General features: G+C 68.6%; 17 protein-coding genes, 1 pseudogene and 1 riboswitch. Of the genes and pseudogenes, 7 read left to right on the top strand and 11 right to left on the bottom strand.

What is annotated here, in order from left to right; translation table 11 throughout:
- The first annotated feature begins 10 nt into the window (after positions 1-10).
- The 5 genes from purN (at position 11) to FB557_RS05090 (ending at position 4,689) form a co-directional block, all read left to right on the top strand.
- Positions 11-574 carry a phosphoribosylglycinamide formyltransferase gene (gene purN / locus FB557_RS05110; protein ID WP_144856290.1) on the top strand — a complete coding sequence of 188 codons (564 nt, stop codon included), beginning with the start codon at positions 11-13 and terminating at the stop codon, positions 572-574.
- Positions 575-680: 106 nt separating this feature from the next.
- Positions 681-758, top strand: a riboswitch (ZMP/ZTP riboswitch).
- A gap of 32 nt (positions 759-790) precedes the next feature.
- Positions 791-2,461, top strand: a complete 1,671-nt coding sequence (purH, locus tag FB557_RS05105; protein ID WP_144856288.1) for a bifunctional phosphoribosylaminoimidazolecarboxamide formyltransferase/IMP cyclohydrolase — start codon at positions 791-793, stop codon at positions 2,459-2,461.
- Positions 2,451-3,449: a DMT family transporter gene (locus FB557_RS05100; protein WP_281290044.1), complete on the top strand. Its 999-nt coding sequence runs from the start codon at positions 2,451-2,453 to the stop codon at positions 3,447-3,449. The genes purH and FB557_RS05100 overlap by 11 nt, the downstream gene beginning before the upstream one ends.
- A 33-nt stretch (positions 3,450-3,482) precedes the next feature.
- Positions 3,483-4,340 (top strand): bifunctional methylenetetrahydrofolate dehydrogenase/methenyltetrahydrofolate cyclohydrolase, encoded by an 858-nt coding sequence (locus FB557_RS05095; protein WP_144856283.1) that lies wholly within the window; start codon positions 3,483-3,485, stop codon positions 4,338-4,340.
- A gap of 7 nt (positions 4,341-4,347) precedes the next feature.
- Positions 4,348-4,689: a DUF3017 domain-containing protein gene (locus FB557_RS05090; RefSeq protein ID WP_144856281.1), complete on the top strand. Its 342-nt coding sequence runs from the start codon at positions 4,348-4,350 to the stop codon at positions 4,687-4,689.
- A gap of 79 nt (positions 4,690-4,768) precedes the next feature.
- On the opposite strand, the gene FB557_RS05085 is transcribed toward FB557_RS05090, so the two are convergent.
- Complete coding sequence (locus FB557_RS05085; protein WP_144856279.1) at positions 4,769-5,758, bottom strand: malate dehydrogenase; 990 nt, start codon at positions 5,756-5,758, stop codon at positions 4,769-4,771.
- A gap of 268 nt (positions 5,759-6,026) precedes the next feature.
- Here FB557_RS05085 and FB557_RS05080 point away from each other — a divergent pair, with 268 nt between their 5' ends.
- Positions 6,027-6,701 carry a beta propeller repeat protein gene (locus FB557_RS05080; RefSeq protein WP_144856277.1) on the top strand — a complete coding sequence of 225 codons (675 nt, stop codon included), beginning with the start codon at positions 6,027-6,029 and terminating at the stop codon, positions 6,699-6,701.
- 15 nt (positions 6,702-6,716) lie between these two features.
- Here the strand turns inward: FB557_RS05080 and FB557_RS05075 are convergent.
- The 4 genes and pseudogenes from FB557_RS05075 to FB557_RS05060 form a co-directional block, all read right to left on the bottom strand.
- Positions 6,717-7,298: pseudogene (locus tag FB557_RS05075) on the bottom strand (aquaporin); the annotation flags it as partial.
- A gap of 6 nt (positions 7,299-7,304) precedes the next feature.
- The gene (locus FB557_RS05070; RefSeq protein WP_144856275.1) at positions 7,305-9,521 is read right to left on the bottom strand and encodes an NADP-dependent isocitrate dehydrogenase; all 2,217 of its coding nucleotides are present in this window, start codon (positions 9,519-9,521) and stop codon (positions 7,305-7,307) included.
- Between the two features lie 102 nt (positions 9,522-9,623).
- Positions 9,624-11,072, bottom strand: a complete 1,449-nt coding sequence (locus FB557_RS05065; RefSeq protein WP_144856273.1) for a hypothetical protein — start codon at positions 11,070-11,072, stop codon at positions 9,624-9,626.
- Positions 11,069-12,052: a glycosyltransferase family 2 protein gene (locus tag FB557_RS05060; protein WP_144856271.1), complete on the bottom strand. Its 984-nt coding sequence runs from the start codon at positions 12,050-12,052 to the stop codon at positions 11,069-11,071. Before FB557_RS05060 ends, FB557_RS05065 begins: the two co-directional genes overlap by 4 nt.
- 528 nt (positions 12,053-12,580) lie before the next feature.
- Here FB557_RS05060 and FB557_RS05055 point away from each other — a divergent pair.
- Complete coding sequence (locus tag FB557_RS05055; protein ID WP_170236200.1) at positions 12,581-14,035, top strand: sugar transferase; 1,455 nt, start codon at positions 12,581-12,583, stop codon at positions 14,033-14,035.
- A gap of 27 nt (positions 14,036-14,062) precedes the next feature.
- On the opposite strand, the gene FB557_RS05050 is transcribed toward FB557_RS05055, so the two are convergent.
- The 6 genes from FB557_RS05050 to FB557_RS05025 form a co-directional block, all read right to left on the bottom strand.
- Positions 14,063-15,154 (bottom strand): hypothetical protein, encoded by a 1,092-nt coding sequence (locus tag FB557_RS05050; RefSeq protein ID WP_144856267.1) that lies wholly within the window; start codon positions 15,152-15,154, stop codon positions 14,063-14,065.
- A gap of 58 nt (positions 15,155-15,212) precedes the next feature.
- The gene (locus tag FB557_RS05045; RefSeq protein ID WP_144856265.1) at positions 15,213-15,977 is read right to left on the bottom strand and encodes a hypothetical protein; all 765 of its coding nucleotides are present in this window, start codon (positions 15,975-15,977) and stop codon (positions 15,213-15,215) included.
- A gap of 125 nt (positions 15,978-16,102) precedes the next feature.
- Positions 16,103-16,402, bottom strand: a complete 300-nt coding sequence (locus FB557_RS05040; RefSeq protein ID WP_144856263.1) for a PqqD family protein — start codon at positions 16,400-16,402, stop codon at positions 16,103-16,105.
- Complete coding sequence (locus tag FB557_RS05035; RefSeq protein WP_144856261.1) at positions 16,399-20,589, bottom strand: glycosyltransferase; 4,191 nt, start codon at positions 20,587-20,589, stop codon at positions 16,399-16,401. Before FB557_RS05035 ends, FB557_RS05040 begins: the two co-directional genes overlap by 4 nt.
- A complete protein-coding gene (locus tag FB557_RS05030) occupies positions 20,586-21,908 on the bottom strand; it encodes an O-antigen ligase family protein (protein ID WP_144856259.1) in 1,323 nt (440 codons plus the stop codon). Before FB557_RS05030 ends, FB557_RS05035 begins: the two co-directional genes overlap by 4 nt.
- On the bottom strand, positions 21,905-23,875 hold the full coding sequence (locus FB557_RS05025) for a glycosyltransferase (RefSeq protein WP_246074466.1): 1,971 nt from the start codon (positions 23,873-23,875) through the stop codon (positions 21,905-21,907). The genes FB557_RS05030 and FB557_RS05025 overlap by 4 nt, the downstream gene beginning before the upstream one ends.
- Positions 23,876-23,947: the final 72 nt, after the last annotated feature.

The raw sequence follows: 23,947 nt of genomic DNA, 5'->3' as shown, positions 1-23,947 counted from the left end.
TTCGGGCACCGTGCGGCTCGTCGTCCTCGTCTCCGGCTCCGGGACCACCCTCCAGGCGCTCCTTGACGCCGAGGACGCCCCCTTCGAGGTCGTCGCCGTCGGTGCGGACCGGCCGGGGATCGAGGGACTGGCCAGGGCCGAGCGACGGGGGGTCCCCACCTTCGTCGAGCGGGTCGGCGACCACGCCGACCGGGCGGACTGGGACGCGGCCCTGGCCGCCGCGACCGCAGCCCATCGCCCGGACATCGTCGTGAGCGCCGGCTTCATGAAGGTCCTCGGACCGACCTTCCTGGACCGCTTCGGTGGGCGGGCGATCAACACCCACCCCGCGCTGCTGCCGAGCTTCCCCGGGGCGCACGGGGTGCGCGACGCCCTCGCCCACGGGGTCAAGATCACCGGCGCGACCTGCCACTTCGTCGACGCCGGGGTCGACACCGGCCCGATCCTTGCCCAGCGCGCGGTCGAGGTGCGTGAGGGCGACACCGAGGACTCGCTGCACGAGCGGATCAAGGTCGTCGAGCGGACCATGCTCGTCGACGTGGTCACCACCCTCGCCAGATCCGAATTTCCCTAGGGACATCACCAGGCGCCGAGGAAATTTCCCGGGCGTCTGACAGGAACCTAGGGAGATTCGGAACTGGGGGACGGGGGCGAAGGGGGTGGGAGACCCGCGATAGCCTGGGACCAGACACGACTGGCGCAGGTGGGGCACCACCGGGGAGTGAGTCCGTAGCGCATCGCCCGCCTGGGTGCGCTCTTGCACGCATTGCACCGATCGCAAGGAGTTCCCGTGCCCCAGCAGCCCGACGCCGCCCAGCCCGGCACTGCCACCAGCAGCGACCAGAGCGCCGCCTCGGCCCAGCGCCGACCGGTCCGTCGCGCCCTGATCTCCGTCTTCGACAAGACCGGCCTGGAGAGCCTGGTGCAGGGTCTGGCGGGCGAAGGGGTGGAGCTGGTCTCGACCGGCGGCTCGGCCGCCGCGATCGACGGGCTCGGCCTACCGGTCACCGCGGTCGAGGACCTCACCGGGTTCCCCGAGGCCCTCGACGGGCGGGTCAAGACCCTCCATCCGCGGGTGCACGCGGGCATCCTCGCCGACACCCGGCTCGAGGACCACGTCAGCCAGCTCGAGGAGCTGGACGTCGCCCCCTTCGACCTCGTCGTGGTCAACCTCTACCCCTTCGCCGACACCGTGGCCTCCGGCGCCGGGATCGAGGACTGCATCGAGAAGATCGACATCGGCGGGCCGACGATGGTGCGCGCGGCGGCGAAGAACCACGCGAGCGTCGCCATCGTCACCGACCCGGCGGCCTACGACGAGACCCTGGCCGCGGTCCGAGCCGGCGGCTTCACCCTCGAGCAGCGGGCCCGCCTGGCTGCCGAGGCCTTCGTGCACACCGCGAGCTACGACGTCGCGGTCGCCTCGTGGATGGGCTCGGTCGTCACCGACACCAGCGGCGGCAGCGGCTTCCCCGCCTGGATGGGCGCGACCTGGCGCCGCGGCGAGGTCCTGCGCTACGGCGAGAACCCCCACCAGGACGCGGCGCTCTACCGGATCGAAGGGGGCGGCTCGCCCGGGCTGGCGCAGGCCACCCAGCTGCATGGCAAGGCGATGTCGTACAACAACTACGTCGACGCCGATGCCGCGGTCCGGGCCGCCTACGACCAGGGCGACCAGCCGACGGTCGCGATCATCAAGCACGCCAACCCGTGCGGGATCGCCGTCGGTGACGACGTCGCCGACGCCCACCGCAAGGCCCACGCCTGCGACCCGGTGAGCGCCTTCGGCGGGATCATCGCGACCAACCAGCCGGTCACCGCCGCGATGGCGCAGACCGTGGCCGAGATCTTCACCGAGGTCGTCGTCGCGCCGGCCTACGAGGACGAGGCCGTCGAGATCCTCTCCGCCAAGAAGAACGTCCGCCTGCTCACCTGCCCCCCGCCCGCACCCGGCGGGGTCGAGATCCGCGCGATCAGCGGGGGGATGCTCGTCCAGCAGCGCGACGGCATCGACGCGATGCTCGAGCCGGGTGAGGACGACAAGCCGACGCAGGGGCACGGAGACGACCCGGCCCGGTGGACGCTGGTCTCCGGGGAGGCCGCCGACGAGGCGACGCTCGCGGACCTGCAACTGGCCTGGCGCGCGGTGCGCGCGGTGAAGTCCAACGCGATCCTCCTCGCCAAGGACGGCGCCTCGGTCGGCATCGGCATGGGTCAGGTCAACCGTGTCGACTCCTGCCACCTTGCGGTCACCCGGGCGGGGGAGGACCGGGCGAAGGGGGCGGTGGCCGCCTCCGATGCCTTCTTCCCCTTCGCCGACGGGCTGCAGGTGCTCATCGACGCCGGCGTGCGCGCCGTCGTGGCGCCTGGCGGGTCGATGCGTGACGCCGAGGTGATCGAGGCGGCGCAGAGCGCGGGCCTGACCCTGTACTTCACCGGGACCAGGCACTTTGCCCACTGACGATCACGGCGGGGGCCAGCACGCCCTCGCCCTCGGGCTCGCGTGCCTCGGGGGCATGCTCACGACTCTCCAGGCGCGGATGAACGGTGAGCTCTCGGCCGTCATCGAGGCACCCATCCAGGCGGCCGTCTACAGCTTCGGCTCCGGGCTGGCGCTCCTGGCGCTGCTCGCCCTCATCCCGCGCGTCCGGGCGGGGATCGGGCGGATCGCGGCGGCGCTGCGTGACGGTCGGCTGCGGTGGTGGCAGTGCCTCGGCGGGCTGGGCGGCGGGCTCTTCGTCGCGATCCAGACCTACGCGGTGCCGTTGGTCGGTGTCGCGATCTTCACCGTGGCGACCGTGGCCGGGCAGACCGGGAACGCGCTCATGGTCGACCGCTTCGGGATCGGCCCAGGTGGACGGCGCCCGGTGCAGCCGGTCCGCGTGCTGGCCGCGGCGGTCGCCGTGGGCGGGGTCGCGATCACGGTGAGCGGCTCCCTCGGTGCCGACGGGGTCTCCCCACTCCCGATCGTCCTGGCGCTGCTGGCTGGCGGCGGTGTGGCGCTGCAGCAGGGGGTCAACGGCCGGGTCAACGTGCAGAGCAAGCAGGTCCTTGCCACGACCGGGCAGAACTTCCTCGTCGGGACCACCTTCCTGGTCCTCCTGGCGCTCGCCCAGTACGCGAAGGGGGCGTACCGCCCCACGGACTTCGACGGCCTGCCGTGGTGGGCCTGGTGGGGTGGCCTCGTCGGGATCGGCTTCATTGCCATCGCCGCCTGGGCGGTCGCCCACGTCGGCGTGCTGCTCTTCGGCCTCGCCCTGCTCACCGGACAGCTCGGGTCGGCCCTCCTCATCGACTCGCTCTGGCCGACCGCGGGGCATGAGGTCACCCTGGTCATGGTGCTCGGGGTGCTCGTCACCTTCGCCGCCGCCGCCCTGGCGGGGTGGGCCGCTCGCCCGCGTCGCGGGCGGGAGCGTCGCCGACGGTACGCGCCGACCCAGGCCGGCTGATCTGCCATCGCCGGTGGTGCGAGGATGGAGCGCGTGAGTGCGACGATCCTCGACGGCAAGGCGGCACTGGCCGACATCAAGCATGAGCTGGCGGGGCGGGTCGCCGCCCTGAAGGAGCGGGGCATCACCCCCGGGCTCGGCACGGTGCTCGTCGGCGACGACCCGGGCAGCCAGTGGTATGTCGGCGCCAAGCACAAGGACTGCGCCGAGATCGGCATCACCAGCCTGCGCCGCGACCTGCCCGCCGGGTCGACCCTCGAGGAGGTCCTCGACGTGGTTCGTGAGCTCAACGAGGACCCAGCATGCACGGGCTTCATCGTGCAGCAGCCGACCGGGCTGGACGAGCACGCGATCCTCTCCGCGGTCGACCCGGTCAAGGATGTCGACGGGCTGCACCCCACCAACCTCGGCTGGCTCGTCCTCGGCAAGGAGGCCCCGCTGCCATGCACCCCGGTCGGTTGCGTCGAGCTGCTCCGCCGCTACGACGTGCCCATCGCCGGGGCCCACGTCGCGATCGTCGGGCGGGGGATCACCGTGGGGCGTCCGCTCTCGCTCATCCTCACCCGCCGCTCCGAGAACGCCACCACCGTCTCCTGCCACACCGGCACCCGCGACCTCGCGGCCGAGGTACGCCAGGCCGACATCGTCATCGCCGCCGCCGGCAAGCCGGGGATCATCACCGCAGACATGATCAAGCCGGGCGCAGCGGTCCTCGACGTCGGTGTCAGCCGGGTCGTGGCCGAGGACGGCCGCTCCACGGTCGCCGGCGACGTCGCGCCGGACGTCGCCGAGGTCGCGGGATGGGTCAGCCCCAACCCGGGCGGGGTCGGACCGATGACCCGGGCGATGCTGCTCAGCAACGTCGTCGCGGCCGCCGAGCGAGCACTCTGAGGACGACGTGGCCGCCGACGACCACCTTCAGCGCCCGAGGGTGCGGGTCGACGCCCGCCCCCGGGTCATCGAGGCCGAGCAGCGGCCGCCGACCACCCCCAGCCTGGCCGCGTGGTGGCTGGTCGTGGCCTTCGGCGCGATCGGGCTCGTCGTGCTCGCGCTCGGTCAGCTCCGGGCAGCGGTGGTCACTTTCGCGGTCACCCTCTTCGTCGCCGCTGCCCTGAGGCTGGTGCTGCCGGAGGAGCGCGCGGGTGGTCTCGTCGTGCGGGCGCGGACCGCGGATGTCCTCGTCCTCGCCGGGCTGGCTACCTCGATCCTCGTCGTGGGACTGGCGCTGCGGCGCACCTGAGCCCCGAGACCGGAGCGACGGCGAAGGGGGGTCCCGCCAGCCGGCGGGACCCCCCTTCGCTCTCTTGGATGTCGAGAGCTCAGATGAGCCCGAGACCCTTGACCGCCTCGCGCTCCTCCGCGAGCTCGGCCACGGTCGCCTCGATCTTGCCGCGGGAGAAGTCGTCGATCTCCAGACCCTGGACGATCGACCACTGCCCGTCCTTGACCGTCACCGGGAAGGAGCTGATCAGCCCCTCGGGCACGTCGTACGAGCCGTCCGACGGCACGGCCATGGACACCCAGTCGCCGTCCGGCGTGCCGAGGGTCCAGTCCCGGGCGTGGTCGATGGTCGCCGACGCAGCCGAGGCCGCTGACGATGCTCCTCGCGCCTCGATGATCGCCGCTCCGCGCTTGGCGACGGTGGGGATGAAGGTGTTCTCCAGCCAGTCCTGGTCGCCGACCGCCTCGGCGGCGTTCTTGCCGCCGACCTCGGCGTGGAAGAGGTCGGGGTACTGGGTGGCCGAGTGGTTGCCCCAGATCGTCATCTTGCGGATCTCGGTGACCGGGACGTCGAGCTTGGTCGAGAGCTGGCTGATCGCCCGGTTGTGGTCCAGACGGGTTAGCGCCGAGAAGCGCTCCTGCGGGATGTCCGGGGCGTTGCTCATCGCGATGAGGGCGTTGGTGTTGGCCGGGTTGCCGGTGACGGTGACCTTGATGTCGTCGGCGGCCACCTCGTTGAGCGCCTTGCCCTGGGGGGCGAAGATGCCGCCGTTGGCCTCGAGCAGGTCGCCGCGCTCCATGCCCGGGCCGCGCGGACGGGCGCCGACGAGCAGCGCATGGTTGGCGCCGGCGAAGACGACGTTCGGGTCGTCGCCGATCTCGACACCGGCGAGGGTCGGGAAGGCGCAGTCGTCGAGCTCCATGACGACGCCCTCGAGTGCCTTGAGCGCGGGGGTGATCTCCAGGAGCCGCAGCTCGACGGGGGTGTCCTTGCCGAAGAGCGCGCCGCTGGCGATGCGGAAGAGGAGGCTGTAGCCGATCTGACCGGCGGCGCCGGTCACGGCGACCTTGACGGGAGTGGTGCTCACTGGGACTTCTACCCCTTCGTCGGGTGTACGGGTGGTCGTCTCCGACTCTAGCCCGACGCCGGGGAACGGGGCCGGGCGAGGTCGCTGCTCGTCCTCGACGCCATCCTCGTCGCATGGGCAATGGGGTTCATCGGCGCCGAGCGCCCACCGGACGTCGGTGGCGCGGCGGCGCAGCCCGGCGCCGCGTCGTCCGGCTCGGCGGCGGAGCGCTCGGGTCCGGCCGAGGAGGAGACGCCGACCTCCGACCCCGACGTCTGCGGTGGGGGACGTGGCGGCCACCGGCTCGACGGCGTGGCGCGCCACCCGAGGGGAGTGCGACGGCGAGGCGCCACGCCTCGAGCGCTCTGACGGCGGCGGCAGCTGGAGCGAGGTGCAGATCGACGCGGCGGCCATCTATCGGCTGCCCTTCACCGAGCCGTCGGTCGGGTTCGTCGTCGGAGCGGGCGAGAGCTGCAAGCCCGTGGTCTTCACCACCGGCGACGGGGGTGAGAGCTGGCAGGAGGTCGCCGCCGACCAGACCTGGGCGCCGCTGCCGAAGGGGGAGGCGCTGGTGCCCGGCGGAGGTCGGGTGACGGTGTGCGAGGAGTCCGAGGTCGTGAGCCTCGCACCGGCCGGTGGCGCCGCGGCGTGGGCGGTCTGCGACGACGGTCGACTGCTGCGCGGCACGAGCGGAGACGCGCCCTGGGAGGAGGTGTCGGAGGTCTCGGCCGCTACTTCGGTCGCCGCCGAAGGGGGCCGCCTGCTCGTGACGAGCACGGGCGAGGACTGCGACGGCCTGCTGGTCGCCTCTGGGTCCACCGACGACGAGGCGCTCGGTGAGCCGGTGTGCGTTCAGGGCGCTCGCGGAGCCCTCGCCGCGATGACCGCCGAGGGCGGGGTCCTCGTCGCAGAGCGGCAGCGCTGGACGAGCACCGACCTCACGACGTGGGCCCCCGCGGCCTGAGGCGGTGGCCCGTCCTCAGGAGTGGTCGGCGACCCGCTCCTCGCCCTCGATGTCGACGCCCTCGAGGTGCTCGCCGGTGATCGCCGAGTAGGTGAGGCCGGCGATGACGGCCCCAACGATCGGGGCCAGCCAGAAGGCCCACAGCTGGCCGGCGGCGCCCTCCTGGAAGAAGGCGACGGCGGTGGAGCGGGCGGGGTTGACCGAGGTGTTGCTGATCGGGATCGAGACGAGGTGGATCAGCGTCAGGCCGAGGCCGATCGCGATCGGCGCGAAGCCGTCCTGCCCGCTGGCGATGGCGTAGAGGACCCCTCCTGCGACAAGACCGGCGACGACCTGGGTGGCGATGTAGGCCGGGACGTCCTTCCACTCGAAGCGCTTGGCGGCCGCGGCCCCGAGCGTGACGGCGGGGTTGAAGTGCGCGCCGGAGACGTGACCGACGGCGTAGGCCATGGTGAGCACGGTCAGGCCGAAGGCAAGCGAGACACCGACGAAGCCGATGCCGAACCCGGAGTCCTCACCGTCGACGAGGAACTGGGCGGCGAAGATCGCGCTGCCGCAACCTCCGAGGACGAGCCAGAAGGTGCCGAGGAACTCGGCGCCACGTCACATGCTGTCGATGATCTCGTTGAGCGTCGCGCTCGGCCGCATCGCCGCGGAGGCCTTCTCCGGATCGGGCCGGTAGTAGCCGCCGAGGTCGACCGGGTTGCCCTGGACGGCGATCAGCTCCTCGGTGATCGTGTCCTCGTTCTCTCGCAGCGCCTTCGCGACGGGGGTGAAGCGCTCCTTGAGGTCGGCGTCGTCGTCCTGGGCGGCGAGCTCCTCTGCCCAGTAGAGGGCGAGGTAGTAGTGGCTGCCGCGGTTGTCGATGCTGCCGAGCTTGCGGGCAGGAGACTTGTTCTCGTCGAGGAAGGTCGCGATCGCCGCGTCGAGGGTCTCGGCGAGAACCTGGGCCTTGTCGTTGTCCTGTTTCTCCGCGAGGTGCTCCAGGGAGGCGGCCAGGGCGGAGAACTCGCCGAGCGAGTCCCAGCGCAGGTAGTTCTCCTTGACGAACTGCTGGACGTGCTTGGGGGCGGAGCCCCCGGCCCCGGTCTCGAAGAGGCCACCGCCCTTCAGGAGCGGGACGATCGAGAGCATCTTCGCGCTCGTGCCGAGCTCAAGGATCGGGAAGAGGTCGGTGAGGTAGTCGCGCAGCACGTTGCCGGTGACCGAGATCGCGTCCTTGCCCGCACGGATGCGCTCGAGGCAGAAGGTGATCGCCTCCACCGGCGGGTCGATGTGGATCTCGACGCCGTCGGTGTCGTGGTCCTTGAGGTACCGCTTGACCTTGTCGATGACATAGCGGTCGTGAGCGCGGTGGTGGTCGAGGAAGAAGACCGCCGGCGCACCGGTGGCCTTGGCCCGGGTCACGGCCAGCTTGACCCAGTCCTGGATCGGGATGTCGCGCACCCTCGACATCCGCCAGATGTCCCCCTTCGCCACGGTGTGCTGCATGAGCACCTTGCCGGCGCTGTTCGTCACCTTGACGGTGCCGGCCTCGGGGATGACGAAGGTGGTGGGGTGGCTGCCGTACTCCTCGGCCTTCTGCGCCATGAGACCGACATTGGGCACCGACCCGATCGTGGCGGGGTCGAGCGCGCCGTGCTTCTTGTGGTCCTCGATGACGGCCTGGTACATCGGGCCGTAGCTGCGGTCGGGGACCATCGCCAACGTCTCCTGCTGTGCGTCGTCGGCGTTCCACATCTGCCCGGAGTCGCGGATCACTACCGGCATCGAGGCGTCGATGATGATGTCGCTGGGGACGTGCAGGTTGGTGATGCCCTTGCTCGAGTCGACCATCGCCAGAGCGGGGCGCTCCTCAAAGACCGCGTCGATGTCGGCGCGGATCTCCTGCTCCGTGGCCTCGGGGAGGTCCTCGATCGAGGTGTAGAGGGCGGCCAGGCCCTGGTTGGGGTTGACCTGGACCTCGCGAAGGGCGTCCTCGTGCTTGGTCATGACTTCACCGAGCCACACCCGGACCGCGTGCCCGAACATCACCGGGTCGGAGACCTTCATCATCGTCGCCTTGAGGTGCAGGGAGAGGAGGAGGTCTTCGTCCTTGGCGGCCTCGATCTGCTCGGCGTAGAAGTCCTGGAGCGCCTGGACCGACATGTAGGTGGCGTCGACGATCTCGCCCTCGAGCACACTGACATCGTCCTTCAGGACGGTCTCGCCACCCTCGGTGTGCAGGGTGATCGCGAGGGTGTCGTCACCGGCCATGACGTGGCTCTGCTCGTTGGCGTAGAAGTCGCCCTCGCTCATCGAGACGACGCGGGCCTTGTTGTCGGCGGTCCACTCACCGAGCCGGTGCGGGTGCTTCTTGGTGAAGTTCTTCACCGACGCGGGGGCTCGGCGGTCGGAGTTGCCCTCGCGCAGCACGGGGTTGACCGCGGAGCCGAGGACGGTGGCGTAGCGCGCGTTGACCTCGCGCTCCTCGTCGGTGCTCGGCTCGGCCGGGTAGTCGGGGATGTCGTAGCCCTGCTCCTGCAGCTCGGCGATCGCCCGGCGCAGCTGGGGCACGGAGGCCGAGATGTTGGGCAGCTTGATGATGTTGGCCGACGGGTCCTGGGTCAGCTCGCCGAGCTTGCTCAGGTGGTCCTCGACCCGCTGCTCGTCGGTGAGCCGGTCGGGGAACTGGGCGAGGATCCGGCCGGCCAGGGAGATGTCGGAGGAGACCAGGTCGATGCCGCTGCCGTTGGTGAAGGCCTGGACGATCGGGTACAGCGAGTAGCTGGCCAGTGCCGGCGCCTCGTCGATCTCGGTCCAGACGATCTTCGCGGTCATGTGTGTCCCTCCGTGGGGTGTGGGGTAGGTCTCCCCTGATCCTCCCACGGGTCGGGCCGGTCGCGTCCCGCGGTCCGACGAAGGGGGGTCAGCCCCGGTTGATCACCGGATCATGTCGTCCCGGATCGCACGGAGCATCTCCAACGAGACGTCGAGGGCGCCGGCGAGGACACACAGGCCCCAGAGAAGTTCCAACGTGAGGCGCCAGCCGGGTCTGCGGGTGGCGAGATCTTCGACGGCGATGCGCACTGCCACGACGAGCATGACCCACGAGACGATGTGGAAGCGTGTCCGCAGGCCGGCCAGCCCCATGACGATCCAGTGGATCCACGCGGGGACGGCCATGAGGGCGAACCGTCTCAGCACGGCGCCTCCTCGCCAGGCCACGTAACCAATCGCGGGGATGAGCAGCACCTGGACGACGAACGACGTCCGCCCACCCCAGGGCTCGTTCGATCCGATCAGGCCGGTCACGAAGGGCATGACCGGCGCGATGAGCTTGTCGGCCGTCGTCGGCATGCGTGCGAGCATGTCGGCCGTCGGGTTGTCGACGAAGACGCCGGGGTCGGTGGGCGAGCCCGTGATGATCCAGCGCCGCAGTGTCCAGAGGGCGTAGGTCACGGCTGCGGCGGCGCCCATGACGACCCAGCTCCACGCCACGCGGCTGGCTCGCACGCCCTCATTGCGGCCGCGTGCGAGGAGGACCAGTGCGACGACACCGACTGCGCCCAATCCTGTGGGTTTGATGCTGATCGCTATTGCGCACAGCACGGCTGCCAGCGCGATCGCGTTCCGGTCGAGGGGGTGGCGGGCGCCGAGGACGACCGCGACTGCCGCCAACCCGAAGGCCCCGGTCGCCGTGTCGTTGTAGGCCACCCAGGCGCCGTCCCACACTACGGGCATGGCCATGGCCGCCGTGCCGACCGCGGCGGATCCCCGAATCCCCATCGACGTTGCGATGCCGGCGACGACCAGTCCGAGGCCCACGAGAGACATGAGGTGCAGCCAGTGCGCTGCTCCGTAGGCGCCCCACGTCGCGGGCACGGTGTAGATGACCTCCATGAGGGGAAAGCCGTCGACGTGCCGGAAGTCGCTGTCAACCCATGACCCGACCTGTGCCCACTGGAGTGCGGCTGGCCAGTGGTACTCCACCTCGTCGGTGCGTGCCGGTGGAGCCAGCCCGGCGACGAACGCGATGGACAGCGCCACGGCCACCGCGCCGATGGCGATGGGTGACTGGCGCCACTGAGGCGACCATGCGTCACGCACGCGGGACAGCAGGGCCAGGACGTTCTCGCGGTCCAACCAGGCGCAGCCCAGGCCTGCCAGCAGGGCGGCAGCGGGTAGCCACGCGCCCAGACCGTTGAGGTGACCGATGACCAACGTGGCGCTACCCAAGGTGGCGAGGCCCAGGAGCGGGATGAGACCCAGCACGGTGGACAGTGGCAGGTGCAGCCGAGTGCCCGCGCGTACCGCGGACGGGACACCCAGGCCGACGACGGCCGCGACCATGATCACAGCCGGCAGGATCTGCCCGGCGGCCGTAGTCACGACCGTTTCTCACGTTCGTCCGCCACGATGCCACTGCTGGGTGGTCCGAACCGCAGCAGCCGCAGCTGCTCAATGGTCTCCTCCAGGAGCACGCGGTTGGTGCGTTGCAGGTCCGCGATGATCAGCAGGGCGTAGCAGAAGAGCGCACCGATGAGCAGCGTCGTTCCGAAGATCAGGGACTGGATGTGGCCGCCGGAGTCGCCCATGGCCGCAAGGATGAGGAATCGGACGAAGGGGACGAGTCCGAGAAGCAGGAGCGCGGTCCCGAAGACGCCGAAGACCCTGTGTGGCTTGAACATGATGAAGGACCGGACGATGGCGGACGCGGACTTCGCCATGTGCTGCCAGATGCTCGTGAAGAGCCGCGATTCACGGGTCTTGTCGTTGGTGACGACGGGGACGGACTCGATGGCCAGCCGCTTGTGGCCGGCCTGGATGATCGTCTCCATGCAGTAGGAGAACTCGGTGACGATGTTCAGCCGCATGAGGGAGGCGGCGGAGTAGGCGCGGAAGCCGCTGGCCGCGTCGGGCAGGTCGGTGCTCGCGGCCCGGTTGACCACGGCCGACCCGAAGGACTGCATGCGCCGCTTGAAGGGGGAGAAGTGGGCGATCGTGGCGGTCTGCCGGTCGGCCACGACGATGTCCGCGCGGCCGGCGATGATCGGCGCGACGAGGTCGCCGATGCGCTCCTGGGGGTACTGGTTGTCACCGTCGGTGTTGACGAGGATGTCGGCGCGGTGACGCAGGGCGGAGTCGGCACCGTCACGGAAGGAGCGGGCCAGTCCGAGCGGCCGGCTGTGCCGGATGAGGTGCGTGACACCGAGCTCGCGGGCGACGTCTGCGGTACGGTCACTGGAGCCGTCGTCGATGACGAGGGTCTCGATGGTGTCGACGCCGGGGATGTGCGTCGGGATCGTCGCGAAGACCAGGGGCAGGGTCGCCTCTTCGTCGAGGCAGGGGATCTGGATGATCACCTTCATGGTCAGGGCCTCCGCCGACGTTTGTTTGTGGTGCCCCCCGCATCTCAACCCTGGCTGCGGTGCCGCTACGCGGGGTCGTGCGACGAGCGAGCCGTCGTGGACGATCTTCGGCGGGCGACGGAGACCACACGTGAATTTTGGTCAAGGTATGGCAAGGATGGTAAGTGAAAGGTAATGTCCCTTCTCGAGATCGTGGGGGCTGGGGGGGGGGTCCACGAGCTCGGGGCGGACAGACCGCCCCTCGACACTTTACTGGGGAGGCGAGTCCGTGCACATCGAGACGATCGTGTTCTTGGGGTGGGCTTCCGTGCCGGTGGTGGCCTACGGGGTAGGCATGGTCGCACTACGTCGGGCGGGTCGTCGGCCTGGCGACCGGAGTGCGACCGATTCCACGGCGCGGCTGGAGGAGCTGCGCCGTCGACCTGTCGAAGGGAGTGTCACCCGGGGACGGATGGCCGAGGCCATCCGGCTGGCCGACGGTCCGGTTACCGCGTCCCTGACCGACCGGCGAGGCTGACGGTGGTCGGCTTGGCCCGTGTCGTTACCGACGTCGGAGCCGGCCGCGCGGCCCTACGGCCCCTGCAGGGGCTGCTCGCGATCACCGATCTCCTCGTCATCATGTGGGCCACCTTCGGGGCCCAGGTGGTGCGCTTCGGTGTCGAGGGCCGCACGGACGTCGCCGCGAGCACCGACGACTTCTCGATCAGCTACACGTGGTTCAGCATCGCGCTCGTGTCGTTGTGGTGGCTTGCCCTGCGCTTCCACGGTGCCTACGACGTGCACATCCTCGGTCACGGCGCCGCCGAGTACCGCCTCGTGACGGCCGCGTCCCTGCAGGTGTTCGCGCTCGTCGCCATGCTCGCTTTCGCCCTGCAGGTGCAGATCGCCCGCGGTTACATCCTGCTGGCTCTACCGGCCGGCATCGTCGGTCTCTGGGCCGCCCGGAGGGTGTGGCGGACCTGGCTGGGTCGGCGGCGGGTCGCCGGCGACCTGAGCCACGACGTGCTCGTCGTGGGTGACGTGGCCACCGTGCGCCATCTGGTCGACAGCTTCGCCTCGGTGCCCGAGGCCGGGTACCGCGTCATCGGTGTGTGCACCTCCTCCGGGGGTGACGAGGTGGCCGACGTCGCGGTGCTGGGCAGCGAGCGCGAGGGCGCGCGCGTGGCCATCGAGCTGGGCGTCGACCTCGTGGCCTGCGCCGACTCGCACGCGCTCGGCCCCGGAGGTCTTCGCCGGCTCGGCTGGGCGCTCGAGGGCAGTGGGATCGAGCTGGTCGTCTCGCCGGGTCTCACCGAGATCGCCGGCCCGCGCGTGCTCACGCGACCGGTCGCCGGCCTGCCTCTCTTGCACGTCGAGGCCCCGACCTTCGCCGGGCCCCGGCTCGTGCTCAAGTCGACGATCGACTGGGTAGGTGCCCTCCTGCTGACGATCGCCTTCTCACCGCTGCTGCTCGTCGTCGCGGCCCTGGTCAAGCTGTCCGACGGTGGGCCGGTCTTCTTCCGGCAGGAGCGCGTCGGGCTCGACGGCGAGAGCTTCCGGATGACGAAGTTCCGCTCGATGACGGTCGACGCCGAGGCTCGCCTCGACGAGGTGCGGCAGCGCACCGCCGCCGAGATCGACCGTGGGGTCCTCTTCAAGCGCCAGGACGACCCGCGGGTCACGCCGATCGGCTGCTTCATCCGCCGCTGGTCCATCGACGAGCTGCCGCAGCTCTTCGACGTGCTCGCCGGCAAGATGAGCCTCGTCGGCCCCCGCCCGCCGCTGCCCTCGGAGGTCGCCCGCTACGAGGGCGACGTCGGTCGCCGCATGCTCGTCAAGCCGGGCATGACCGGGTTGTGGCAGATCAACGGCCGTAGCGACCTCACGTGGGAGGAGTCGGTGCGCTTCGACCTCTACTACGTCGAGAACTGGTCGGTGGCGCAGGACCTAGTCATCCTGTGGCGCACCCTCCATGCGGTGGTCTCCAAGGACGGGGCGTACTGACCTTTCGCTGCCCGGCCATGGCTCGCTTCACGGTGGTCGCTCATTGAGGTGAAGCAGGCCCGCGGAAATGAGTCGTTGAATGGCGTCCTGGACGAGCGCCTCAGAGGTGGCGTAAGGGCCGTGCTCGGCGACGACCGCAGCGTGGAGGTCGTCGTGTGTTGCGCCGCCCACGGCGGCCTGCCACACGGTCCGTCCGATTGCGCCGAGCAGGACGGGTACCTGCCCGACGAGCGCGAGTGCTGCCTCGCCCACCTGGATGAGGTCGTCAGGCTCGTGTGCGGCCAGGGAGCCTCCGCGAGCCTGGTCACCACTCTGGTCATCGCTCTTGGTCATGGCGATGCCCATCGGTAGCCATTCTTCGATCGGCTCAGGGCCCGCCGTGACCAGCTCCTCGAGCAGATCGTCGCAGTCCTCGATGTCCCGGTAGGTCAGGCGTCGCGCTGGTCCGCACCGACTGATGATCCGGACGGTCTGCTCCAGAGGCCGGTCCAGCTGAGTGAACGCACTCGTGTGACCAATGAGTTCCAGCACGGCGTCGAGGAGTGGGACGTCGTCGATTTTCGGAGAGCCCGCATGGTCGGGGCGTCGGGTCAGGAAGACGATCCCGGCCAGTGTCAGCGGCGTGCTCGGCGTGTGATTGATCCCAAGAGTGTCGGGGCTACGGTGCTCTTTGGCCTGAGGGTGCTGGGGATCGATGACCAAGGAGAGGGGTTTGGCGAAGGGGAAGACGCGACCCTGTGGAGTTATGGCCACGGTTTCGTCAGTGACGTAGCCAAACGTGCCACGGCACAGGTGGTGCGCGGCCGTTGTCTTGCCCGCGCCCGACTCCGCGACGAGCGCCAGGACCCGACCGTTCTCAGTCGTTACTCCAGCCGCATGCAGCATGAGCGCCCGGCCGGCCAGATCGTCGATGCCTCGCTCAGTGAGGTTTGCGACGAGGCGGTGCTTCATCTCGTGGGTGAGCGGGAGCTCCGAGTCAACGACGAGCATGCCGTCATCGGCGTGCCTTGGCTCCCCCTCAGCCACAAGGCAGCGAGACCAGTCTTCGACGACCTGAGCGACCTGGGAGTCGGCGCGCAGCCTCAGGTGCGCGTGCGTGTCCAGGTAGTGCAGATGCACGAGCCCCCCTCCGAGCCGGCGCTCGGAGGGGGGCGGCGCGTCTTCGCGTGCCGGCGTCTCAGTCACCGGTGCCGGCGGAAGGCGTCGGAGCGCTTTCCGCGGTGGGCTCGGACGCGCTGGTGGACTCCGGCGCGGCCTGCCTTGCTGAACTGCTGTTCTGTGGTTGGCACGAATTGAAGTTGATGGGGTCGCTGTTCCACCAGCCCACGCCCACAGTTCTCCACGTCGCGCCTCCGGTGACATTCAAGGTCGTCACCGGAGTCCAGGGCCCGGTACTAGAGGGGCCACGTTGCAGGACGAACTGAATGGTCACGCTTTGCGCGTTATTGGGCGTCGAGTTTTGGTTGGGGGAGTACGGGCGACTTGCCGAGGTGCGGTAGGTGAGGTTGAAGCGCTTGCAGCCGCCGACATCGCCGTACTTGGGCAATTGAAAACTGGGGCGCCACCCCTGGCCCGGCCCGTTCTGGTCGTTGTGCACCCCATCGACTTCGATCTGGAAGTTGCTCAGAGTGTCGGTCTCCTGCCACCGGAACCACTGCTCCGAGTTCTCGCAGTTGCAGATCTCCAAGTACGTTGGGAGGTAGGCGCGCCCGTAATTCGCGCGGATCGTCGTCGGGTTGAGTGTCTGCGACTGGCTGGAGCAGATGGCTCGCACGTCGACGTATTGCTTGGGGCCTACTTGGATAGAGCCCGTCACGGTGCACTTGCTGATCCCGGCATGTGCGGCAGGCGCGCCGACTGCCATCAGAGGAACAGACCAAGCGGCGCCCTTGACGACGTTGCGGCGGGTCTGGTGTGGACGCGCCTGTGGTGTGGCACTCATCGAGAGCTCCCCAATGTGACCGAGGACGAGTACGGAAAGAGTTGCTGAGCGTGACAGTAGCGGAAATTTGCCGACTGGTCCATAGCCGCCAGCAATCGAGCACCAGTCGCCAGCAACCGATACCCTCAGGCTGAGGTGTCATCCTCGCCACGCAGGAAGGGTTGCGAATCTGTGGTGAGAAGCCCCCGGGACACGAGGGAGACAAGGAATGCCTCGACGTCGTCGATGATCGCCGATTCGGCCACACCGAAGTGCTCGGCGACGATCCGAGGGAAGTCGTGCACGGTCGTGTTCGCTACGAGGGACCACAACACGGCGGCAGAACCCTCGAGCACCATGATGGGGCCGCTGGGCACCCGCGCGGCAAAGACCGTGTCGTCGTGCACGACGACGGCGACTGCCTTCGGTACGACGTACTGCGTCATGAGCGACCCCTGCGAATGATGCGGGCCGTGAGTTCGCGGAACCCAGCGGCGGACCTGCGGCCGAACTCTGCTGCAACCTCGACGCCCGTGGGGCGACGACCGAGAAGCATGGCGAGATGGTCTGTGTTGACCGTCGGAGCCCTCAGCAGCACGCTCAGGCGCGTCCTGAGGTCGGGCGCGGCGGCGATCCGAGCACGCCACTCATCGAGTCGACTGTCACCGACAGACACCGCGTGCCAGAGGTTGTGATCTGGGTGGCCGGTGTGCTCATGGAGGCGCCCCGTGGCTGCGGCGATAGCGACTTCCGCGTGCAACTCGTCGGCGAGGTCCAGAAGGGCTGGACGTAGGTGCGGATCCGGATGATGCACCACGTGCATCAGATCGTTGCGAGGTTGCGCTCCGAGCCGGCTGCGGGCCGCGTGCAGGACGAGCATGAGCGCTTGAGCGGCCAAGGGTGGGACTGCGCACTCCCGACCCCCGAGCAAGACCGTGTTCCGGCGCTCCCAGAGCAGATCAAAGCTCTCCTTCGGAGTGGGGCCAATGCCGGGGAAGAGTCGGTGGACGTCGACATCGCCCCATTGGTCGTGCCGAAGGGTGGCGGAGTGCTCGAAGGGGGAGCTCGTCGCGAAGCGTCCAAGGAGTTCGAAGCCCACGCCCTGGAGCGCACCCACCAACGCGTCAGCGTCGTCCGGTCGCGCGAGGACGTCGACATCGGTTGGGGTGCGGCCGGGGTACTGCAAAGAATCGTCCAGGGCGAGCCCCTTGATGTGGAGTATGTCGATGCCGTGTGTTTCCGCGACATGCTGGACGACGTGGTGAGCCATCTCGAGACGTACTGAGAGCGGGACGTCGCGGAGCGTGCCGAGCCTCGTCGGAGACTCCTGTACGTTGGCGATCACTGTCGCCATCTCGTCAACCCGCTCAGCCCACGACGGGATGTCGTCCTGGATGTCGTCTTGACCGCTTGGCAGGTCGTGGGTAGCGCTCGCAAGCACTGCCGCGACCATGTTGGCGAAGTCCGACCGATTGACCACAGTGATGGCAGTACCGCGAACCTCGCGGAACCCTGCCACTGGGGTGGTGACGATCGGTCGGCCGACCGCCCTGTACTCGTAGAGCTTGATCGGATCGAGGCTGTCGGTGAAGGCATCGACGACGTGGGGAACGACGAGGACGTCCGCGTGTTGGAGGTATCCAGGGACCTCGCGATGGTCTTTGGGTCCCAGCAGTGCAACTCCGGCGTCGTCGAGTCGTCGCCGCTGGGCAGAGGTCAGGGCATCGGGGCCGACCAGGACGAGGCGGCCGGGCGGCAACCGGCGCGCCGTGTCGACGCAGAGGCTGATGTCGAGGCGGTCGCTGTGCAGCGTCCCCAGGTACAGCGCCACCGGGCGGCTGGGCAGGTCCTGCGGCCGGGGTGCTGGGGCGCGGTAGGCCGGGACATCAACGGCGTTGCGCACGAGGACGACCGGTCGGGTGGTGCCCTTGCTCTGCTGGAGACCTTTCGAGCACACAACGACCTGGCGGGCACGATCCATAAGCGTGCGTTCCTGTCGAACGAGACGTGCGTGGGTCGCAGCGTCACGGTCGGCTTCGAGCCAGTCGTCGGTGATGTCGTAGAGTGCCGGCCACTCGCTGAGGTCGAGGAGCTCGGCACCTTGGGGGTCGTTGACCCACAGGGTCGGTTCGGTGATCCCGATCCTGCTCGCGGCACGCACAACAGAGCGTGCCCAGCGTTGGTCTTGCTGAGGGTCCAGAAGACGGGGCAGGGACTTCGTCGGCTGATACAGCCACAGTGCACCGGGATCAACGCCCTCGACACGCGGGCCCCGTCTCAGGCCAGCGCCACGACGGGGTGCGTTGCCCGAGCGCAGGGCATGAAGGAGATCCACGGCGGGCTCAACAAAGAGCACTGTCAGAGACGGGTCGCGTCTCAGCAGACCGCTGATGAGGTGCTGGTTGCGTCGCCAGATGCGGTCCCAGGGCTCGAGTGAGACGATGACGAGGTCGGGCCCGTCGGTGCGCACGTGTGCAGCACGCGCGTGTGCATACACCGCATCCATCTGCTCAGCTTGAGCCGTGGGGGAGAAGTGCATCCGCTGTCGGCGGCGCAACGCCAGCCCATAGGCGTGGCGACGGTCAGCCTCGGAGGCCAGCTCGCGCAGGAGTTGTCCAGCGGCGGCCGGGTCCCCCGGGGGGAAGAGTGCAGCGCCCTCGGTACCCCCGACGCTCTCGAGGTGGCCGCCAGCTGCCGCCGCAACGACAGGGAGGCCGTTGGACATGGCTTCCAGCACACTCATGCCCAACCCCTCGACGGCGCAGGGCGCGAGAAAGATTGCGGCGTCGGACATGAGCTGGTCTACATCGGTACGGTGACCGAGGAAGTCTGTCGCGTCCGCGATCTCCAGCCGTGCGGCCAAGTCCTCCAAAGTGCCGCGCTGGGATCCACCACCGGCGATCTGCAAGCGCCAACCCTCCTTGGGGAGCCCGGAGGCCGCGAATGCCTCGAGGGCCGTGTCGGTGGATTTCTCAATCTCGAGCCGCTGGGCGACGAGCACGGTCCGTTCACGGTCGTGGGCGGCCCGACCCTCAGGCCGGGTTGTGACACCTGGGTGGACCACCCAGGTGTCACCAGCCACGTGTCGCGCGATGTACTCGCTCACAGCCACCTCACTGCAGATGCGCTTCGCAACGATGGCCAACAGTGCCCGGTGAGGGCCCCGTGCGCCGCGTCGCGCCGCAAAGTGTCGCGTGCTCACAATGGGCGCCCCGCGCAAAGGGATCATGCTGGCTGCGAGCTCTGCGGCACTCATGTGCGTGTGCACTACGCTGGGCCGGTCCGTGATCACCAAACGGGCCAGTTGCCATGCAGCTCCCGCCACCGTGGCGGCCGGACGGAATCGAACCCTGGCGGGCAGGCTGGTACGCATGTCCTCGGCCCGACCACCGATGACGCTGACGCGATGCCCGAGTTGGGCTTGCGCACCCGCGAGCGTTGCAACGTGCCTTTCGACTCCCGCGAAGCCTGTGGAGCGGATGACGTGTGCAATGTGGGTGCGGCTGGTTTGGGATTCTCCCTCGTGCAGTTCCTCGAAGAGCTGGAGGTATCGCTGGGCGATGGAACGCCATGAATGGCGCATGGCGACGGCTCGGGCGGCCTCACGCATTCGCCGGCGGTCGGCGTTCGCCACACGCTGCAGGGCCGCTCGGATCGAGGAGGGCTCTTGCGTGCAGAGCCAGCCCGTTGCACCGTCGAGGACGAGGTCGGCGGCACAACCGGTCGGCGTCGCCACGACAGGAAGGCCGCAGGCCATCGCTTCAAGAACCACGAGGCCGTAGGACTCGTAACTGCTCGGGGTGGCGAGCACGTCCGCGGCGTGGAGGAAGGAAGTCGGGTCCGCAACCGGCCCGACGAGGTGGAGACGCTCGGCAAGACTTCCTGCGGCCGTTGTTGCCCTGAGTCGATCGAGGAGACCGTCGTCGCCACCGACCACGACGAGGTGCCACTCCGGTGGGCCCGCGGCGACGGCCTCGACGAGCTGAGACAGCCCCTTTCGCTCGAACTCGTGCCCGACGAAGAGGATGGTGAAGTCCTCAGCGGGGATGCCTGCCGCCGCGCGCGCGGCAGTTCGCTCGTTGACGGTCGGTGGTCGATAGGTATCCGTGTCCACGCCGTTGCCGATGACGCGGCTCGGGACTCGCATGCGAGGGTAGGTCGCGCGCAGATCTGATTCCTCGGTCGCGACGAGATTGATCACGACCCGATGGAAGCGACGGGATGCGTAGCGGATGGTGTCGCGGACGCCGGTGAAGGCGTGTATGGGGTTACGGATCGTGCGCCACCAGCGGCGCCCCTGGGCGGCCAGGGCGACGTGGATGATCCCGTGGTTGACGTAGACGTCGCCAGCCATGACGTCATTGTGGCAAACGGACACCGCGTCCGGGTGCTGACGCAGCATGTGCCGCGCGAGGAGGGTTCCGACAGTGGAGAACCACACGACGCGCATGAGCAGTGCGATCTTCCCGGCCGCACCCTTCCCGGCGGCGGGGAGCCAGTCGCCCCGCGCATCGGCCATGGTGAACCGCAGGGTTTCCACGCCGAGCTGCTGCCACTCCTGCTCAAGGTGATAGGCAACAGACTCAACTCCGCTGCCACGACCGACGGACGGGACTATCTGGATGACTTTCATCGCTGGACCACGGCCGATTCGTCGACGGAGGAGGACTCCCCGAGAGAACTCGCGATCGAGTGCTGTTTCGGCTCACTGTCCACACGAGCAAGTTCGCCGAGGCAAATGCCGACGATCACGAACGGCAGGGAGACCTGCACTGCGGTCCAGAAGAGATCGAACTGTGCTTGGACAAAACGCGAGAGGACCACGAGGGCTGCGAGCGTGCCGTACTCCGGGGGCAATCGCCACAGGATGGTGAGGCTTCCGGTGATCAGGATGAGGAAAGCGACTAGACCAATGATCCCGGCCGAGGTGAGTACCTCCAACTCGGCGTTTGGCGGTTGGAAGCGGTAGTCGAAGGTGTCGGTGTACCACCAGCGCAACCCCACACCGAAGACGGGGCTGGTCTGCCAGACCTCGATCGAATCGGAGAACCAAGCGAGTCGTTGGAAGAAGGAGTTGAATTCGTTGCTGCTGCTCGCCTGCTCCCTCACGACGCTGAGAACGTACAGGAAGGCGGTAATGACGGCGAAAACGATCAACATTGGACGACGCTGCTGGGTGCGGGTGCGCAGCACGAGGACGATCAGGGCAATCCCCAGCGCGATGATGGCCTGTCGAGACTGGGAAAAGGCAACTCCGATCGTGAGCCAAGCGAAGACCGCCATCCCGAGGGACTTGCTCCATCCCATCCATACCGGGTGGACGTAGGCGACGACCGCCATGATGCCCAAGGTCGTGCCGATGAAGTTCTTGTGCATACCGAAGGGCCAGTCAAGGAACACCGGCTCAAAGGACCCCTTCATCGCTGCGGTCACCCCCGAGATGATGACGAGAAGCGATATCGCGCTGGCGGTCGTGAGCATGACGCTGAGCGCCTTCGCTCCGAACCCCTCGCGGCCGACTGACCACCCCACGAACAGCGCACCACCGAGAAGAACTGCGGAGTGGACCCACTCGATCACATTGGCGAGGTACGGGTTCGCCGCGACGGTGAACAGCGTCGAGAAGAGGTAGAGCGCGATAAGCCACATCAAGGATCGCATCGCTGGCGACAGAGTTCTGCTCAGGGCGACCGCAGGCAGGGTGGCAACAGCAAGCCCGACATCGGAGATCGAAACGTCGACGCCCGAGTAGCTGACCCGGCCGACGATGAAGAGCACGGGCAGCACCAGCAGCGGGACGAACGCACGATTGATCGCCGAGAGCCCCATCGCGAGAACCCCCACCGAGACCGCTACCGCGAGTAGCGGTTGCCCAGGGACGACATAGCCGACGATGAGAGCGCCGAGCGTCAGCCCGAGCCCAGCAATCAGACGCAGGAGACGCTCTTTCACTCGGGGCTCCTCGCAGGAGGGGACGAGGCAGCGAACTGCCGCGCCATCGGCCCTCGAAGATAGTGAAGGGCACGATCGCGGGCGTGAGTCGCTCGCTCGCCACGGAGCACAAGGGCACGCGCTGCAGAGCCCGCGATGATCGCAGCTCGCGCGATCTGCCACCCGAACGCTCCGAAGTGCTTGCGGTGGTACCGCTCCTGGGACGCGTGGAAATGCGCCTCGCGGCGTATCGGGTCCGAACTCGTAGCGGACCCGATGTGGAGGGCTTGGACGTCGTTGACGAGTTGGTGGTGCCAGCCCAGTCTGACCGCACGTCGGGCCCAGTCCGCTTCTTCTGCATAGAGGAAGAACGACTCGTCGAATCCGCCGATTTGTGCCAAGGCTTCAGCCCGCAACAGCAGAACCGACCCGATGACATAGGTGTTGCGCCGTCGGCTGCCCAGCCCGATGGCCTCGATGGCGGCGCCTGCAGGAGAGGGCAGCGGCCACGCCACCCGGCTCGGAATGCCTTGTCCGTCAACCTGAGCAGGCCCGACGCTGGCGAGATCTGGTCGTGCGCGCAGCGCAGAGTGGAGGCGTCGGATGCCTGACTCGTCGATGACCGCGTCGGGATTGAGCAGGAGAACGTCCCTGCCGGTCGGAGATTGGTGGGCGAGCCCGTGGTTGACGCCCGCGGCAAAGCCACCGTTGCGTCCGGGGTCGAGGTACCGCACGCCGAGTTCTTCGCACAGTGCTCGCACGTCGGGGTCGGACGAGTTGTCTACGACGGTGACCGACAGGTGAGCGACTGGAGCGAGCGTTTCCCGCAGGAGATCAGCATTGTGGAAGGCGACCACGATGATGTCGGGCATGGCGTCGGCGCCACCCGTCGGACTCACTCCGGCCACGTTCTCGTACAGCGCCACGTACTCTCCGCCGATCACGTCCCAGTCGTACGCCTGTGCACGCGCAATCCCTGCAGCACGCATTCTCCCCGCGAGTTCAGCATCCGTGCCCACCTGCTTGAGTGCCGCAGCCAACTCTAATGCGTCTCCTGGTGCAACAAGCAGTCCGGCTCCACCGACCACCTCGGGGAGAGCTCCGCTGTCGCTGGCCACGACAGGGGTGCCGCACGCCATGGCCTCGATGACGACCCGCCCGAATTGCTCGACCCATCCAGGCGTGGTCAAGGACGGTACGGCCAGGACGTCGAGGCTGCGGTAGAAGTCGGGAAGTTGCGTCTGGTCGACCGGCCCCACGAATTCGACCCGGTTGCGGGTGCCGTCGCGCTCGGCGCGGACGCGGAGCGCTTCCTCCTCTGGGCCTGCTCCGGCGAGGGCGAGGTGAAGGGTGGAGTCCCGAGCGAGCGCCTTGAGCAGCACGTGGACACCTTTTTGAGGCGCCAGTCGGCCAACATAGCCGACTCGAATGACGCTCCGCTCCGACGTGGTGTGAGGCGCGGGGGTGAAGGCGCTGGTGTCCAGCCCCAACCCGACAACAACGGCACGGCCGGTGAGCCCCTTGCGGGTGACAATCTCAGCGGCCCGTGAGTTGCACACGCTTACTGCCCGCGCGTGACGCAGGGCCCACCGCTCAAGCCATCGGAACGGCGGCGGGTACCGTTTGTCGATGTTCTGGGCCGAATACAACAGGTACGGAATATGCAAGCCCTGCAGGGCGCGGATTGCGAGAACTTCCGCAGTGGCCAGGGCGAAGGGCTCCTCGTGCAGGTCGATGACATCCCAGTCCTGCCGCAAGAGGCGCCAGAGTGGGCGCGGGTCGTAGAGAAAGAGTGCCGGGTGCTTCCCCCACGTGCGCACGCCCTCTACCTCCTCCCCTGGGCGGGCTACGAGGGGAGTCTCGACGCCCCCTTCGTCCCAGACGAGCGCACTCACCGAACGGACGTGGTGGCCGTGTCGACGAGCCACGCGCTCGCGCACGCGCCATGCGTCAACCACAGCGCTGTGGGAGATTCGCAGGATGCGCACGCTATACACTCCAGACAGTGATGTGGGGGAGTCGTCAAACGATATCTCCGGGGCGGGTGGCTGATGTCGGTG

The sequence above is a fragment of the Marihabitans asiaticum genome (assembly GCF_007828725.1).
In the GTDB taxonomy this organism is placed as follows: Bacteria; Actinomycetota; Actinomycetes; order Actinomycetales; family Dermatophilaceae; genus Marihabitans; species Marihabitans asiaticum.
Note: the sequence above shows the minus strand (reverse complement) of the source record. Positions and strands in the feature narration are given on the sequence as shown.